The following is a 15,664-nucleotide window of genomic DNA, read 5'->3' on the forward strand; positions in this document are numbered from 1 at the left end:
ATAACATGAGCAATACCGAACAAACCATAAAACACAGCAGCTATTTTGATGGCCATGTACAAAGTCTGGCTTTAAATACCTCTCTCGGCCGCGCTACCGTAGGCGTAATATTGCTGGGCAATTACAAGTTTGGCACTAACACCCAGGAAACCATGGTAGTTGTTTCGGGTGTATTGAACGTAAAACTGCATGAAACTGACTGGAAACTATATCATGCTCAGGAAAGTTTCATTGTACCATCGGGCGAAACTTTTTTTGTTTCGTGCGAGGAAGATGTAGCCTATATCTGCTATTACGCGGATTAGACGGGAACACAATTTTGGGCCAAAAAATGCTATCAAGTTCCTCTATATCGTATCAATACTTTCAATAACAAAAGCTACCGGGATTGTCTATATTTGTAACAAATCATAAAAAAACTTACAAATATGTTAACCATAGGACAAAAATTTCCTGCATTTAGCAAAACAGCTGTTGTCAGCATCGAAAAAGGTAAAGAGTTTGAAACATTGACTTCAGATTATCTGACCAATGACGATAACGTTTGGACCGTAATGTTCTGGTGGCCAAAGGATTTTACCTTTGTATGCCCAACCGAAATTGCTGAGTTCAACAAAGCCTTTGGCGAGTTCCGCGACCGCGATGCCCGTTTGATTGGCGCGTCAACAGACTCTGAATTTGTACACGCCGCCTGGAGAAGGGACCACGCCGATCTGCGCGACCTGAAATTCCCGATGCTGGCCGATACTTCAAAATCATTAGCTGAAGATTTGGGTATTTTGGAGCCAACCGAAAAAATCGCTTACCGAGCTACTTTTATTGTCGACCCACAAGGCATCATCCGCTGGGTATGTGTTAACGACCTGAGCGTTGGCCGTAATGTGAAAGAAGTTTTACGTGTACTTGATGGCTTACAAACCGACGAACTTTGCCCTTGCAACTGGGAAAAAGGACAAGAAACACTGAACGTTTAATCTTTGGAATAAATTACTTAAAAAGTCCCGATGCTTAGTTGTATCGGGCTTTTTTATAGAAAATATCCCGCTAACTTAAAATAATGAGCGAAACAACAGATATCATAACGGAATTATTACAAGGTGTTGGCTTAGAAGGCGATTACCGAACCGAGAGTTTAACACTATTAGAAAAAGGCGAATCGCGCTATGTGCGCGATTTGAAGCTGAACTTTACCAGTACGTTAACAAGTGAGCATTTAAATGCTAAAGAATGCGCGTTGTTAGGTTTAGCCACAGCTATAAACAATAACAACAAACCCTTAACCGCGTTTTTTACCAAACACGCCGAAGCACAGGAAGCTACGGCCGAAGAAATTGCCGATGCTGTAGGCTGCGCCTCGCTGCTGGCATCAAACAATATATTTTACCGTTTCCGCCACTTTACACAGAAGGAAAAATACACACAGATACCGGCCCGCATCCGCATGCAAATCATGATGAAGCCTGTTACCGGCAAAGAATTTTTTGAGCTGATGAGTTTAGCGGTATCGGCCATTAACGGTTGCGAAATGTGTGTAAACGCGCACGAAAACTCCCTCATCCAAATGGGTACCACCGAAGAACGCATTTTTGATGCTGTGCGCATCGCGTCGTTGGTAACGAGTATGGGGAAGGTGGTTTTTTAATCCGCCAGCCCCTCTAAATCTCCCCCTGAAGGGGAGACTTAGAATAGAAAAAAGCAGAAAGCGCAACAGTTTTGATTGCGCTTTCTGCTTTTTAAAGCTCTCCCTAACTGGGGAGGGTTTGGGTGGGGCTGATTTATTTTAACTCCCCCTTCATCGTCGAAGCGATCATCAACGCTTTATAAGCATTTACAATACCGCCTGTTTTTGACAGCGAAGTAAAATCCACCATTTTATCGGCAGTACCGGGCAATATCACTTTGCGCCCAATTAGGGGCTTTGCCGAGGCTAATATCACCTGTTTTAATTGGCGCGCACTTAGGTGCGGGTAGTACTCTAAAACCAAAGCCGCAATTCCTGCGGTTATAGGCGAAGCAAAGCTGGTGCCGTCGGCTGTGTTAAACTCGGCATCCTTGTCAATCGATGTTACTTTTACACCGGGTGCAAATACGTCCACATTCTTTTTACCATAGTTGCTAAAGCTTGCCGGCAGCTTCTCGTCCAATTTTGCGGATGAAGCACCAACACAAATCACATTGCCTGCATCGGTACCGGAACCATCAGCAAAGGTATCATTAGGATAGGTAGGCGTTTTGTCAACGTCCTGATTATCGTTGCCCGCTGCCATTACCAACAGTACATTTTTGGCGGCGGCATATTTAAAGGCGGCATCTACCCAATCTTTATGTGGCGACAGCTTTTTGCCGAAACTCATATTGATTACCTGCGCGCCATGGTCAACCGCAAAACGGATGACATTGCTTATATCCTTATCATATTCATCGCCGTTGGGCACCGCTTTGATGGCCATAATGCGCACGTTATCGGCCACTCCGTCAATTCCATAGCCGTTGCCGCGCTTGGCTCCTATCAACCCGGCAACACCGGTACCATGCGAACAATCTTCATACTTTAATATATTATTGCCGTAATGCGGGTTGCTGTTATCATCGGGGTTATCGCCCACAATGTGCTTACGCGAATCAAGGTCGGGATTTATATCGTTATTGTCCTTGGTCAATTCCTCGCTTAGGTCGGCCAATACCTTAGTACTGTTGCTGCCGTCACCCTCTTGCTGAAATATCATGCTCCAGATATTTTTGCTTTGTGTAGTGGTATCGTTTGTCGATGTTATTTTATCCAGGTCTTTCTGTGTAAATGCCGCATCTGCCGTCAATTGCAGGGTTTTCTTTATTACACCGCTGGTAACTTCCAAAGCATTCATTATTGGCGAAAGTTGTTTCAGTTCATCGCTCGATTTGGCAATGGTCGAATCGTGCACCGCTTTTACGGTGAGCCAATAAGCATACTCCTTTTTATTGGTTGCAGTGGCTTCGGTGGTATTCAGGTATTTGTCTTTTAATTTAAAATATTCGCGTATCTCCTCGGTGGTTTCGTTAAAATCGCATTTGCCATTCGGGCCGCCCAAAAAATTCCAGCCGTGCACATCGTCAACATAACCGTCGTGGTCATCGTCAATACCGTTTCCGGGAATCTCTTTCGGGTTGGTCCATAGGATGCCTTGCAGGTCAACCTGGGCGGTATCAATACCGCTATCGATGGTTGCTACCACAACGGTTTTGCTTTTTTTACCCTTTAATAGTTGGTATGCCTGTTTTAGGCTGATGCCGTAATAACCGTCGGTTTTCAGGTCGAGCTGGTGCCAGTTTTTGGGCAATACGGGCTCAACTGTTTGGGGTGCCTGTGCCGATGCGGTCAGGCTGAATAGCAAAGCTCCGCACAACGCGAGGCCGCCTATTTTCTTAAATAAATTGATCATCAACAAAAATTTGGCACAATATATTACAATTCAGCCTCACATAAAATTTTTGGTAGCCAAACAAATTACAAATTGTCCTATTTTACCTTTTAACGACTATTTGCCGAGAAAAAACCATCTTATCAATAATGTGTACCTTTGTACCGTTACGGTTTGGTGGTATACCAAACGCGTAACCTATATCGTTTAATTAAAGAATTTGTCGCCTGTGCTAAACCGCCGGCTTTTAAATTGATGTAACAATTAAGATAATTTCAAAGGAGTGACCGTTTAAAACAGCCTGATGCCATTTAAAAAAAACAATTTTCTTTATCAATTTACAATCAGGTAGTTAGGCAGGTTTTTGTTAGACAGTGGGGATATGTTGAAAACTTAGTTTACCCCCCAAAAGTATTTATGGCTAATTTAACATCAGTAAAAGTCTTCGCGTTTATATTATATTTGATAACAGGCTAAGCAGAAGTTCTGCAAAAACATTTGAATGGAAGAAGAATTTGAATTTGATTCTACAGAAGACCAGCAGTTTTCAGTAGAACGATACGAAGAGATGATCCGCAACCACGATCAGTACTTTTTTGATGCGCAGGCTTTTGAAAACATCATCGATTACTACATCGAAAAGAACGACCCGGTAAAGGCCCTCCAGGTTGTAGAATACGCTCGCGCCCAACACCCTTTCGCATCTGTTTTCCTTATCAAGCAAGCACAGCTATACGTGGTTACCAACCGTATTGGCGATGCCTTTTCCGCGCTTGAGCGTGCAGAAACATTGGAAGCCAGCGATGCCGACATCTACATCATCCGTGGTAATTTGTATGAGAGCATTGAGCGTTACCCCGAAGCTCTGGAAAATTACAACCGGGCGCTCGGTATGGCCGAAGAGACCGATGATATTTTGCTGCACATTGCCTACGTGAATCAAAACATGGGCGATTACGAAACCGCCATCCATTACCTCAAGCTTTGCCTGGAGCAAAATATGGAAAACCAGGACGCATTGTACGAACTGGCGTTTTGTTACGATGTAATGGATAATCAGCAGGAAAGCATTCAGTTTTATCAGCAATATATCGATAATGAGCCGTATAGCTATGCCGCATGGTACAACCTGGGCAACGCATTTACCAAAATGAGCCTGTTTGAAAAAGCGATTGACGCTTACGATTACGCCATTTTGATAAAAGACAGCTTTGCATCGGCTTACTTTAACAAAGGCAACGCGCTGGTTAACCTCGAAAAATTTGCCGAGGCTATTGAAGTGTACCGCCAGACTTTTGAGTACGAGCAGCCTAATGCCGATACCTATTGCGCCATAGGCGAATGTTACGAAAAGCTGGAGCAAATGGACGATGCACGCGCGTTCTACAAAAAATCGGTTAAAATGGACCCTAAGCTGGCCGATGCCTGGTTTGGTGTTGGTGTAACCCTCGATTTTGAAGAACGTTATTTTGAAGCCTTGCACTTTTACAAAAAAGCGCTCGATCTGGATATTGCCAATGCCGATTACTGGTTTGCCATAGCCGATGCCGAATACAAGCTGGGCCACTTGCCCGAAGCTGAATTGGCTTACGAAAAAGTGGTTGAACTTAACCCGCTCGATACCGATGCATGGTTAGACTATTCGTCCATTTTATACGAACAGAAAAAACTGGTTGAGGCCATCGAAATTATGGCTGTTGCGATAAAAAACAATCCCGATGCTGCGGAGTTATATTATCGTATGGTGGCGTACTTGTTTGCAAAGGGTGAATACAACGAATCTTTAGCTTGCTTAGAGCAAGCCCTGGGTACCGACCCTGAGAAACACTTTATCTTGTTTGACTATCTGCCACAGCTACAGGAAAACAAAGTTATTATCGATATTATAAACCGTTACACAAAATAATTGTTCTAAATAGCAAAATGATTGATCCAAAACTTTTAAAGTTTTGGATTTTTTATGAAATTTGAATACATTAAAACTTATGGTTATAGACTATAACAATACGATATATCAAACACACATGAATTACGAGTTAAGTAACATTCCCGATCGTACTGTGAAACCCCGCACAAACGGACTGACCATGGTAATGGACAAAGGCCTGAGCTGCCGTCAGGTTGAAGACTTTATTGACGTGGCAGGTCCACATTCGGATATTATAAAATTAGGTTGGGCAACATCCTTTGTTACGCCAAAATTGCAGGAGAAACTGGATATTTATAAGTCGGCGAAGCTGCCGGTGTATTTTGGCGGCACTTTGTTCGAAGCCTTTATTGTGCGCAACCAGTTTGACGATTATTGCCGCTTGCTTGATAAATACAAAATGGAATATGCCGAGGTATCCGATGGCTCCATCACCATCGAGCACGATGAAAAATGCGAGTATATCCGCAAATTAAGCAAACAAATCACCGTAATATCAGAAGTAGGCTCAAAAGACGTTCAAAAAATATTCGCGCCATACAAATGGATAAAACTGATGAATGCCGAAATTGAAGCCGGCGCCTGGAAGGTTATTGCCGAGGCACGCGAAAGCGGCAATGTAGGCATCTACCGCGACTCGGGCGAAGTGCGCCAAGGTTTGATTGATGAAATACTGACCCAAATACCGCAAGAGACCATCATATTCGAGGCACCCCAAAAAGCACAGCAAACCTGGTTCATCAAACTGCTGGGCAGCAATGTGAACTTAGGTAATATTGCCCCTGCCGAAGTAATACCATTGGAAACTTTAAGGTTGGGCTTAAGGAGCGATACTTTCGATTATTTTCTTTGATTACTTTGATTGCACCGATTAGGGGAATGATTTCACCGATTGGGTAGGGGCTTGGCAGATTGTGAGGGTTATCGGTTTAGATTATCTTTGCGCAACAAAGCTTGCAAGGCACCGTTTATAAACAATCGGTGCCATCACAAAATAAATCTGTGTAATCAACCGAAAATCGGTGTAATCCTTAAAAATCAGTGGAATCACGACAAACAAAAATATACGGACTGATAGGCTACCCGCTTTCGCATTCGTTTTCTAAAAAGTATTTCACCAACAAATTCGAGGTCGAAAACGTACCTGGTCATGTTTATGAATTGTTCCCGATACCGCAAATAACAGAACTTCCTGCATTGCTGGCCCAACACCCGGGTCTTTGCGGATTGAACGTTACCGTTCCTTACAAAAAAGAAGTGATGCAGTTTTTAGACCGAATCGATGGTGAAGCCGGGAAGATCGGTGCGGTAAACTGCATCAAAATCACATCTACAGAAAATACAACAAAACTGGAAGGCTATAACACTGATATTTATGGTTTTGAAGAGTCGTTAAAGCCGCTGCTTAAAACAAACCATCAAAAAGCTTTGGTATTGGGCAATGGGGGGGCGGCAAACGCGGTAAAGTTTGTGCTCAATAAGCTCGGCATCAGCTATCGAATTATAACCCGCAGGCAGGAAGCTGATAGCATCCTTTTTAGCGATTTGACCGATACAATGATAGCCGAGCATCCGCTCATTATCAATACTACGCCCGTTGGCACCGCACCAAAAACCGATGAATGCCCGCCAATTCCTTATGATGCAATCAACAATAAACATTTATTGTACGATTTGATTTATAACCCCGAACAAACCATATTTTTGAGTAAAGGCCTTGCAAAAGGCGCGGCCATAAAAAACGGTTATGAAATGCTTGTTTTACAGGCCGAACGATCATGGGAAATATGGAACGCACCTACTATATGAATCGATTAGTATACTGTTTAGTAATAGCCTGTATATTGGCAGGTTGCGGCAACCACGATTACTCACCCAAACCGCGGGGGTACTTCCGTATCGATTTCCCTGAAAAGGCTTATCAGGACTATACCGGTGGTTGCCCGTTTACTTTTAAATACCCAACATACGCCGAAATTGTTCCCGATGACTACCGTATCAGCAAGCCATGTTGGGTAAATATGGAGTTTCCGCAATTTAAGGGCACTTTGCACCTGAGCTATGAGGATATCCCATCAAAAGCCATTTTCGACTCATTGATAGAACATTCGCACGAGTTCGCTTTTAAACATACCGTAAAGGCCACCTCTATCGAGGAGCAAAAACTGCAATACCCCGAAAAGAAGGTTTACGGCATCTACTATATCATCGATGGCAATACGGCCTCATCGGCACAATTCTTTTTAACGGATAGCACCAAACATTTTATCCGGGCATCGCTGTATTTCAAAAACAAACCACAAATCGATTCCATCCAACCCGTGCTCAACTTTATAAAAAAAGACATGGATGTAATGATCAAAACATTTAAGTGGAAAAATTGAGTCCGGAGTCTCAAGTCGTTAGTCCTGAGTCTTTCTTTGTTCTTTGACTATAGACTTTGGACTCAATACTTCAGACTTATTATCTTATTTTTGAAGCATGTTACAATTACAGGCATTTACCAACAACCCCTATCAGGAAAACACCTATATCGTTTACGATAGTACCGGCGACTGTGCCATCATAGACCCGGGCATGTACACCGCCAGTGAGCAAAACGCTGTAACGGGTTTTATAAAAGCAAACAAACTAAAACCTGTATTGCTGCTTAACACCCATTGCCATATAGACCATGTGCTGGGCAACCTTTTTGTTTTTGAGCAATATGGATTGAAACCACAGTTCCACAAAGGCGAACTTGATGTGCTCACCATGATACCTTCCTATGCGCCGCAAATGGGCATGCGTTACGAGGTTTCGCCCTTGCCGGATACTTTTTTACCGGAAACCGGGAGCATAAAAGTTGGGAGTGGCACATTGGAGCTGATATTCGCGCCGGGGCACTCGCCTGCGCATTTGTGTTTTTATGCTCCTGAGGAGAATTTTTTAGTTGGCGGCGATGTACTCTTCCGCAACAGCATTGGCCGTACCGATTTACCCGGCGCCAACTATCAACTATTAATCGATAACATCGAACAAAAACTGTTCGCCCTGCCCGATAATTGCGTTGTTTATCCCGGCCACGGCCCTGAAACTACCATAGGATATGAAAAGCTGCATAACCCTTTTTTAACCTAAAACAATTGAATACCTCCTTTTATATAGCCAAGCGGTACCTGTTTTCGCGCAAAAGCACGCATGCCATCAATATTATTTCGGGTATATCCATGCTTGGGGTTTTTGTGGGCAGCGCGGCATTGGTTATTATCCTTTCGGTATTTAATGGTTTCGAAAGCGTTATCGTAACCATGTACAACAACTTTACCCCACAGCTTAAAATTGAACCCAAGCAGGGTAAAACATTTAACCCCAATACTGCATATTTTAATAGCCTGCATAAAAACAAGGCGCTATCCTCGTACACCGAAGTATTGGAAGAACACGCTTTAGTAAAATACGGCGGCAAACAGATGATCAGCACCATAAAAGGCGTTAGTGATGAGTTTTTAAATAACGCCACGCTCGATAGTACCATACAAAAAGGCTCATTTACACTTAGAAAGAACAACCAACCTTACGCGGTTGTAGGTGCGATAGTTGAGGGCAACTTGGGGGTTAATGTGCAGGATGGCCTGACCGCCCTGCAAATCTACTCGCCAACGCGCGGCTCATCAAACGACCTTATTCCATTGGATGAATTTAAAACAAGATATATCTATCCTTCGGGCGTATTTTCCATTCAGCAGGATTTTGACGATATGGTGATAACGCCGCTCAGCTTCGCGCGGGATTTGCTCGATCAACCAGTCAATGTATCGTCGATAGAGCTGAATTTTAAGCCGGGCACCAATGTTGATGCCGTGCAAAACGATATCAAAAGCAAGCTGGATACCCGGTTTACCGTTAAAAACCGCTATGAGCAAAATACGGAGTTGTACAAAATACTACACCTCGAAAAAGCATCTACCTATTTGATATTAACGTTTATTTTGATGATCGCTATATTCAATATTGTGGGCTCGCTCACTATGCTGGTGATGGACAAGCAGAAAGATATCGCCATATTAACCGGTTTGGGCGCCACTGCACGCACCATACAAGGGATTTTCTTTTTCGAAGGGATGCTCATCACCATGATTGGCTGTATTACAGGGATGTTTGTCGGCCTTATATTTTCATTGGCCCAACAATATTTCCAAATGATCAAGATGGGTGGAATGCTTAATGCTTATCCTGTAGAAATTAAAATCAATGATTTTTTATTGGTATTTTTAACGGTGACAGTGATTGGATGTATCGCGTCGGGCATAAGCGCGAGGTTAAGTTTAAAAGGATTAGCCGATATCAAACAGGATCTGTAAATTTGTGTTCCTATGAGATTAAAGTATCTGATACCCGCAATATTGATCTTTTGTGTTTACAGCTGTAAACACGAGGCAAAAAAGGTACCCCCGGTAATTTACAAAGGCTTGTATAGTTTTGGCCCCGAGGTAAAATCGTTTAAAGATTGCGAAACGGGCCGCGAGTTTTGGGCCGCCGATAGCTCGGCGACATTGGAGCTCCAGTATTCACAGATGAATTTTGAGAAACCCTACGAACCCGTTTATGTTGAGTTAGAGGGCAACAAAGTAAAAGCCACCAAGGCCGATGGTCTCGACCCGCAATACGACAGCATACTGGTGGTAAAAAAGGTAGATAAGATAACGAAGGCTATACCGCAGGATATGTGCAATTAACACAGCAATGGATAAACAAGGCCATGTTTATATTATGTCTAATAAATTCCGCACCACATTTTATATAGGCATTACTAACGACTTGCGCGTTAGGGTCTGGCAGCATCTTAACGAAGGTGGTTCATCTTTTGTTAAAAAATATCAATGTTTCGACTTGGTTTATTACGAACATTTTATGAGCGTGGCGGATGCGATAGACCGTGAAAAACAATTAAAAAACTGGCATCGGGACTGGAAGGTCAACCTTATCAAAACAAAAAACCCGGATATGATTGACCTTAAAACTGAGATTACTTCAGATTAAAATAGAAAAGTTCATATTGAATTTATTTTTATATCTCACACAACAGTTGGGAATTACAATATAAAAAAAGCCCAAGTCATGCTGAATTTATTTCAGCATCTCACAGGATAGGTCGGCTCACGCGCAGTTCGAAACTCTGCATGTGAGATCCCGAAACAAGTTCGGGATGACGCACGGAAGAAATTACATCCTTAAAAATTCAATTTCTTTTCTGTTTGGGTATTGCCCGGCTGTTGTTGCTTATAAGCATTGCAATCTAAAGTGATGGTCAAGGGCGCTTTAGGCGCATCAAAATCCACATCCTTTTTTATGCCCAGGTCGGCATTGGCGTATACCTTTTTCATATACAGCGCAAATATAGGCGCTGCGGTATTGGCGCCCTCACCTAAATATGTCGACCTGAAATGTATATCCGGGTCTTCGCAACCTGTCCAAATACCGGTAACTAATTGCGGGGTAACGCCAATAAACCAACCATCGCTGTTGTTTTGTGTTGTACCGGTTTTGCCGGCTATCGGGTTTGTCAAACCATATTTATATCGCACCCGGCTACCTGTACCATCTTCAATAACACCCTTTAACATATATGTCATTACATAAGCCGTCTGCTCGTTCATGGCTTGTACACCTTTGGGTTTATGCTCATAAAGCACGTTGCCGTTCTTATCTTCAATGCGCAACAAATACGAGGGTTCGTTCCAAAAACCGTGGTTGGCAAACACACTGTACGCACCTGTCATGTCAAAAACCGATGCGCTGAATACACCAAGACATATCGAAGGATAGGGGTCAACTTTTGTTGTAATACCCATTTTTTTTATTTGAGCCACTACCGGCTCGGGCTTTACTTCGCGCATCACATAGGCCATTACATAGTTTAACGAGTGCGCCAGTGCTTCCCGTAAGGTTACCAAGCCGGGTTTAGCATCTTCCGGCGATGATTTGGGTGTCCAGTCCTCACCATAACCTGAAATGGTTACGGGCACATTGTCAACCTCCATACAAGGCGAGTAACCATTATCAATAGCCACGGTATAGGTAAACGGCTTGGCTGTTGAACCCACCTGCCTCGCTCCAATTTTAACATGGTCGTATTTAAAATGTTCAAAATCTATCCCGCCTACCCATGCTTTAATGTATCCCGTTGTGGGGTCCATGCTCATCAGCGAGTTTTGCAACAGCATTTTGCAATACAAAACCGAGTCGATCGGTTTCATTAAAGTATCTATACTGCCATGCCAGGTGAATATGTTCATTTTTACAGGCGTAGCAAAGTCAGCCTTTATCTCATCATCGGTTTTGCCTTCGGCCTTCAGTTCGTGATACCGGTCGGAGCGTTTCGTACCCTCGTCCATCAGCAAATCAAAATTACTGATCGCTTTTTCTTTGTTTACGCCTTTCCAATGATTGTTAAACTGGTTTTGCAGGGTTACCATGTATTCCTTTTGCGCATCTTCGGCATATTCCTGCATGGTGGAGTTAATAGTAGTGTAAATCCTCAAACCATCGCGGTCAAGGTCGTATGGCACACCGTCTTTGGTGATATTTTGCTCTTCAAATATTTTTTGAATGTCCTTCTTCAACACCGCCCTAAAGTACGGGGCCGGGCCTTCGTTTTTATCCGTGGGGTTAAAATCGAGCGCTATTGGTTTCTTTTTTAATTCGTCGGCCTGTCCATCGCTTAAAAAGCCGGCATCGGCCATTAAGCCTAAAATGGTGTTGCGCCTGTTCAACGCATTGGTGGGGTGGGTTATCGGCGAATATAAGCCGGGTCCTTTTAACATGCCTATCAAAACCGCCGCCTGCTCGGGCAAAAGCTTGTCGGGCGAGGTATTAAAATACGTACGTGCGGCCGATTTGATGCCAAAAGTGTTGTAAGCACCAAAGTCAACAGTATTGAGGTACATGGTAATGATTTCTTCCTTGGTGTACCGGCGTTCAATCCGCACGGCGGTTATCCATTCTTTTAGTTTTTGGAAAACCCGCAATACCCGGTTGTGTTCGCGGCTCTTTTCAGAAAACTGGTTGAGTGCCAATTGTTGCGTTATGGTACTGCCTCCTTGTTTTTTGCCGATGAGGTTGTATAAAATACTGGTAAAATTACGACGGAAGTCAATACCCGAATGATCGTAAAAACGCTTGTCTTCGGTAGCTATCAAGGCATTGAGCACATTGGGCGATATCTGCTTATAGGTAACGTTCGACCTGTTATGGACAAAGTAATTGCCCAACTCTTCTTTATCTTCCGAAAAAATGATGGATGCCTGGTCGCTTTTAGGGTTTTCCAGGTCGCGGAACGAGGGTAATGGCCCAAACAAGCCCAGCCAGGTTAAAGTAATCATCAATACAAAAAAGAGGAAGCATCCGCCTATAACTTTCCAAATCAGTAAATTATAGTGCTTAATATCCTGTGGCGTGAGTTTATCTTTTTGGTTCCTTGTGTACATATCAATAATTTTTTTGATAAAAATCAAAGTAACTGTCCAGCGTGGTTTTGTCCGCTAATTTATCCAGATTTTGTTGTGTGATGATGAAAAATGTGTATTTATCTGCAGTTACGTTCATTATCTCGGGCAATAAAGGCGCTATGGCCCGTGCGTAGGCCTTAGCTGCAATTAAGCTGCCAAAACGGCCAACATAAATCAATTGGTTTGCCCCAACGTTTTTTAACTGGTGTTTTATGGGACTGTTTTGAAAGTTAGCCCGGTTAAACTGCCCGATCCCAAAGCGCGATGGCGCGAGGTTTACACGATTGGTGCTCACGTTAACCACAAAATAATAATTGGTACTGTCCTTTAACGAGAATATAGACGGCGCATCGGGTTTAGCTGGCGTGCCTTTGGCCAGCGAGTCCTTTTTAAGCGGGCCACCCAATTTTGACGAATCTGTTTTTGCGGGAACAGGGGCTGGTGGAACATTAGCCGGCTTAACGGGGCTTGTTGTTTTCGCTATTGCATTTTGTGGTTTGGCGTACACAACATTGTTGGGGTAGTAAGGCGTATCGTTAAACTTTTGCTGGCGCAACATAAAGGGCACTTCGGTTGAGTCGCCATCTACCAATATAACCGGTCTCGCTGCCAACTCAGTCCGGTTATCGGCTATGTAGGTTAAATGTTGTTTGATCAGTGGGGCTATCAACCTATCGTTCGGGAATTTTTGGATGATGGTATCCAACTCCAATTTAAAGGGCTCCAATGTTTGGCCATGCCCCAATGCCAGCGCGCGCAGGTAATACACTTGCGCCAAAAAGGTACTGGCGGGGTATAAGCGGATAAGCTCGTCGGCTTTAATAACGGCCTCGGGATATTTGCGTTTGGCAATCAGGTCGAACAGGCGGGTGTAAAACAAGGTGAATTCTGCGTTCTTATCGTTCAGTTTCCTGGTATAATCCGGGTCGAGAATGATTTTGGCAAAATCAGATTCCGGGTAATCCTTCAATATGATATTCTTATCGATTTCCGATTTCGCCGGGTCGGTATCGCTATACAAGCGGTACAGGTTATAGTACAACACGGCTTTGTTCACATTGTTGGGGAACCGTGATAACAATAACTCGTAAGTGGCAATAGCTTCTTTTTTGTCGTCAACTATGTCGCGGTAAAAATTGCCGATATCCAGGTAGGCATTGTAAATACGGTTGTTCGATTGTGCCAGTTGCGCTGGTGTAAGCGGGATGTTTTGCTGCAGGTCCTGCTGTATTTTTAGACTGGCAGAATTGGCCGCGCTATTTTGTGCCTGGTTGCCCGATGCCACACCACCAGGCCCCTGGCCCGCAGGTGCCGATGGCTGGGTGCCCGACGCACTGCCAGCCTTAACACTAATCCTCCAGTTATCGGTCAAGGGCCTGTTGCCCCAAACCCTTTTAAAATCGGTATAGCCCTGACTGATGGCACCGGGGTTGTTAAAATAAAAGTTACTGTTTCCACCTGCCCCGGCATTGCGGCTGGGCTGGTTGTTATTGGCAGGGATACCGCCACCATAGGCGGTAGCTGCAGAAGCTTGTTGCTGTTGTTGCTGCTGCGCGATAGCTATTGCTGCCAATTGCTTTATTTTGGCCGCGCGCGCTTTTTCGTCCAGTTTGGCCAACATTTGCAAGGTGTCCTCGCGGGATATGATCTGCAACCTGTCGGCAAGCAACTGCAGGTTATTGGCCTTTTTCAGGATGGCCTGATAGCCGGGGAACCCGGGCGATAAACTGTTGAGCGTGCTGTCGTAATATTTTTTGGCCTTACTGTAGTCGGCCTTTACATTAAAATTGATTTCGGCCAGTCGCAAATACGAAAGCCCCCTTTGGTTCATGTTCCGGGTGCTTTTGCGGATGGAGAAATTATAATTCTTAATAGCCTCGGTAATATTCTTTTGCTCGTAGTAAATTTCGGCTATCTGGTAATATATCTGGTCGATAAAATCGGCGTTCTTATCATCTTTCAATAGCTTTTTCAATAGGTCTATCCGGCTTATGGCCAGGCCGCCCTCGCTTTGCTGCACCCTGATGCGGTTAAGCCCGGCATTGAACGACATTTCGAATTGCGCGTTGCTGTTTTCAACACTGCTATAGTTTTTATACGCTTCGGGCAGTTTGTGGTTCAACTCCTGTATCTGCGCCAAAATAAAGGTCCAGCGCAGGCGGTGGCCTGTATCATGCGTGTAATGCACGGCCTGCTTTGCCATCTGCTCGGCATCGGTATATTTTTCAGTATAAATATCGTATTGCAGGCGGGTGGCATATACATCGGCAATGTTTTCCTGTTTCGGAAAGATGCGGATCATGGCGGTATCCAATACGCTGTCGGCCAGGTTTAATTCGTTAGTGTGCATTAAACTCCGCGCTTTCCAAACCAAGGCATCCTGTGTCAGGTTTTTTTCTTTCGGGAAGGTGCGTACCACATAACTGAAAAATTCCGTGGCGTTAAAATACTTACCTTCCAAAAAATTGGCCTTTCCTAAAATCAAATAAGCATCGCCAATATAATGGCTTTGGTCTTTCTCGCTGATAATCTTGTTGCCGCGCACGATGACCGCCTCGAGGTCTTTATCCGGGGTGGACGATTTACCGGCAGTATCGGGGTAAACGTCTAATATCTTCGAATAATTATCGGGGTAAAGGTCGGCGTATTTCACCTGTTTTTGCCTTAACATATCGTTGGCGTTGAACAGGATGTTATACCTCGCTGTTAAATTTTGCATAGAGCGGTTGAACCTGCTCTCTTTTTCGAAAGTACAGCCGGCAATTAACAGGCACGTTATGAATAGATTAACCCTTGTAAAAAGCTTTGGTAATGACAGTTTCAAATCCGTTTTTTCGATTAAACAATTA

Annotated in this window: 14 protein-coding genes; 11 read left to right on the forward strand and 3 right to left on the reverse strand. The window is 43.9% G+C overall.

Annotated features, from left to right (window positions below; genetic code table 11):
* Nucleotides 1–5: 5 nt before the first annotated feature.
* From QZX97_RS02815 to QZX97_RS02825, 3 genes are all read left to right on the forward strand, one after another.
* On the forward strand, nucleotides 6–305 hold the full coding sequence (locus QZX97_RS02815; RefSeq protein ID WP_295653444.1) for a pyrimidine/purine nucleoside phosphorylase: 300 nt from the start codon (nucleotides 6–8) through the stop codon (nucleotides 303–305).
* 123 nt (nucleotides 306–428) lie between these two features.
* Nucleotides 429–974: a peroxiredoxin gene (locus QZX97_RS02820; RefSeq protein ID WP_295653445.1), complete on the forward strand. Its 546-nt coding sequence runs from the start codon at nucleotides 429–431 to the stop codon at nucleotides 972–974.
* Between the two features lie 83 nt (nucleotides 975–1,057).
* On the forward strand, nucleotides 1,058–1,642 hold the full coding sequence (locus QZX97_RS02825; protein WP_295653446.1) for a carboxymuconolactone decarboxylase family protein: 585 nt from the start codon (nucleotides 1,058–1,060) through the stop codon (nucleotides 1,640–1,642).
* A 133-nt stretch (nucleotides 1,643–1,775) separates the two neighbouring features.
* On the opposite strand, the gene QZX97_RS02830 is transcribed toward QZX97_RS02825, so the two are convergent.
* Nucleotides 1,776–3,419, reverse strand: a complete 1,644-nt coding sequence (locus tag QZX97_RS02830; protein WP_295653447.1) for a S8 family serine peptidase — start codon at nucleotides 3,417–3,419, stop codon at nucleotides 1,776–1,778.
* Between the two features lie 481 nt (nucleotides 3,420–3,900).
* Between QZX97_RS02830 and QZX97_RS02835 the strand changes: the two genes are divergently transcribed.
* The 8 genes from QZX97_RS02835 (at nucleotide 3,901) to QZX97_RS02870 (ending at nucleotide 10,347) form a co-directional block, all read left to right on the forward strand.
* Nucleotides 3,901–5,304 (forward strand): tetratricopeptide repeat protein, encoded by a 1,404-nt coding sequence (locus tag QZX97_RS02835; protein ID WP_295653448.1) that lies wholly within the window; start codon nucleotides 3,901–3,903, stop codon nucleotides 5,302–5,304.
* Nucleotides 5,305–5,422: 118 nt separating this feature from the next.
* Nucleotides 5,423–6,178 (forward strand): phosphosulfolactate synthase, encoded by a 756-nt coding sequence (locus QZX97_RS02840; protein ID WP_295653449.1) that lies wholly within the window; start codon nucleotides 5,423–5,425, stop codon nucleotides 6,176–6,178.
* 188 nt (nucleotides 6,179–6,366) lie between these two features.
* Nucleotides 6,367–7,134, forward strand: a complete 768-nt coding sequence (locus tag QZX97_RS02845) for a shikimate dehydrogenase (protein WP_295653450.1) — start codon at nucleotides 6,367–6,369, stop codon at nucleotides 7,132–7,134.
* Nucleotides 7,131–7,709 (forward strand): gliding motility lipoprotein GldD, encoded by a 579-nt coding sequence (gene gldD / locus QZX97_RS02850; RefSeq protein WP_295653451.1) that lies wholly within the window; start codon nucleotides 7,131–7,133, stop codon nucleotides 7,707–7,709. The genes QZX97_RS02845 and gldD overlap by 4 nt, the downstream gene beginning before the upstream one ends.
* A 97-nt stretch (nucleotides 7,710–7,806) precedes the next feature.
* A complete protein-coding gene (locus QZX97_RS02855; protein WP_295653453.1) occupies nucleotides 7,807–8,445 on the forward strand; it encodes an MBL fold metallo-hydrolase in 639 nt (212 codons plus the stop codon).
* 5 nt (nucleotides 8,446–8,450) lie between these two features.
* Entirely contained in the window at nucleotides 8,451–9,668 is a 1,218-nt protein-coding gene (locus QZX97_RS02860) for an FtsX-like permease family protein (protein ID WP_295653454.1), read from the forward strand.
* Nucleotides 9,669–9,680: 12 nt separating this feature from the next.
* Nucleotides 9,681–10,043, forward strand: coding sequence for a hypothetical protein (locus QZX97_RS02865; protein WP_295653455.1), 363 nt, complete (start codon nucleotides 9,681–9,683; stop codon nucleotides 10,041–10,043).
* A gap of 7 nt (nucleotides 10,044–10,050) precedes the next feature.
* Entirely contained in the window at nucleotides 10,051–10,347 is a 297-nt protein-coding gene (locus tag QZX97_RS02870) for a GIY-YIG nuclease family protein (protein ID WP_295653456.1), read from the forward strand.
* A gap of 191 nt (nucleotides 10,348–10,538) precedes the next feature.
* Here QZX97_RS02870 and QZX97_RS02875 read toward each other — a convergent pair whose 3' ends face one another.
* Both QZX97_RS02875 and QZX97_RS02880 read right to left on the reverse strand, forming a co-directional pair.
* A complete protein-coding gene (locus QZX97_RS02875) occupies nucleotides 10,539–12,794 on the reverse strand; it encodes a transglycosylase domain-containing protein (protein WP_295653459.1) in 2,256 nt (751 codons plus the stop codon).
* A 1-nt stretch (nucleotide 12,795) separates the two neighbouring features.
* A complete protein-coding gene (locus QZX97_RS02880) occupies nucleotides 12,796–15,534 on the reverse strand; it encodes a hypothetical protein (RefSeq protein ID WP_295653461.1) in 2,739 nt (912 codons plus the stop codon).
* Nucleotides 15,535–15,664: the final 130 nt, after the last annotated feature.

It is taken from the genome of uncultured Mucilaginibacter sp. (assembly GCF_903893715.1).
Classification (GTDB): Bacteria; Bacteroidota; Bacteroidia; order Sphingobacteriales; family Sphingobacteriaceae; genus Mucilaginibacter.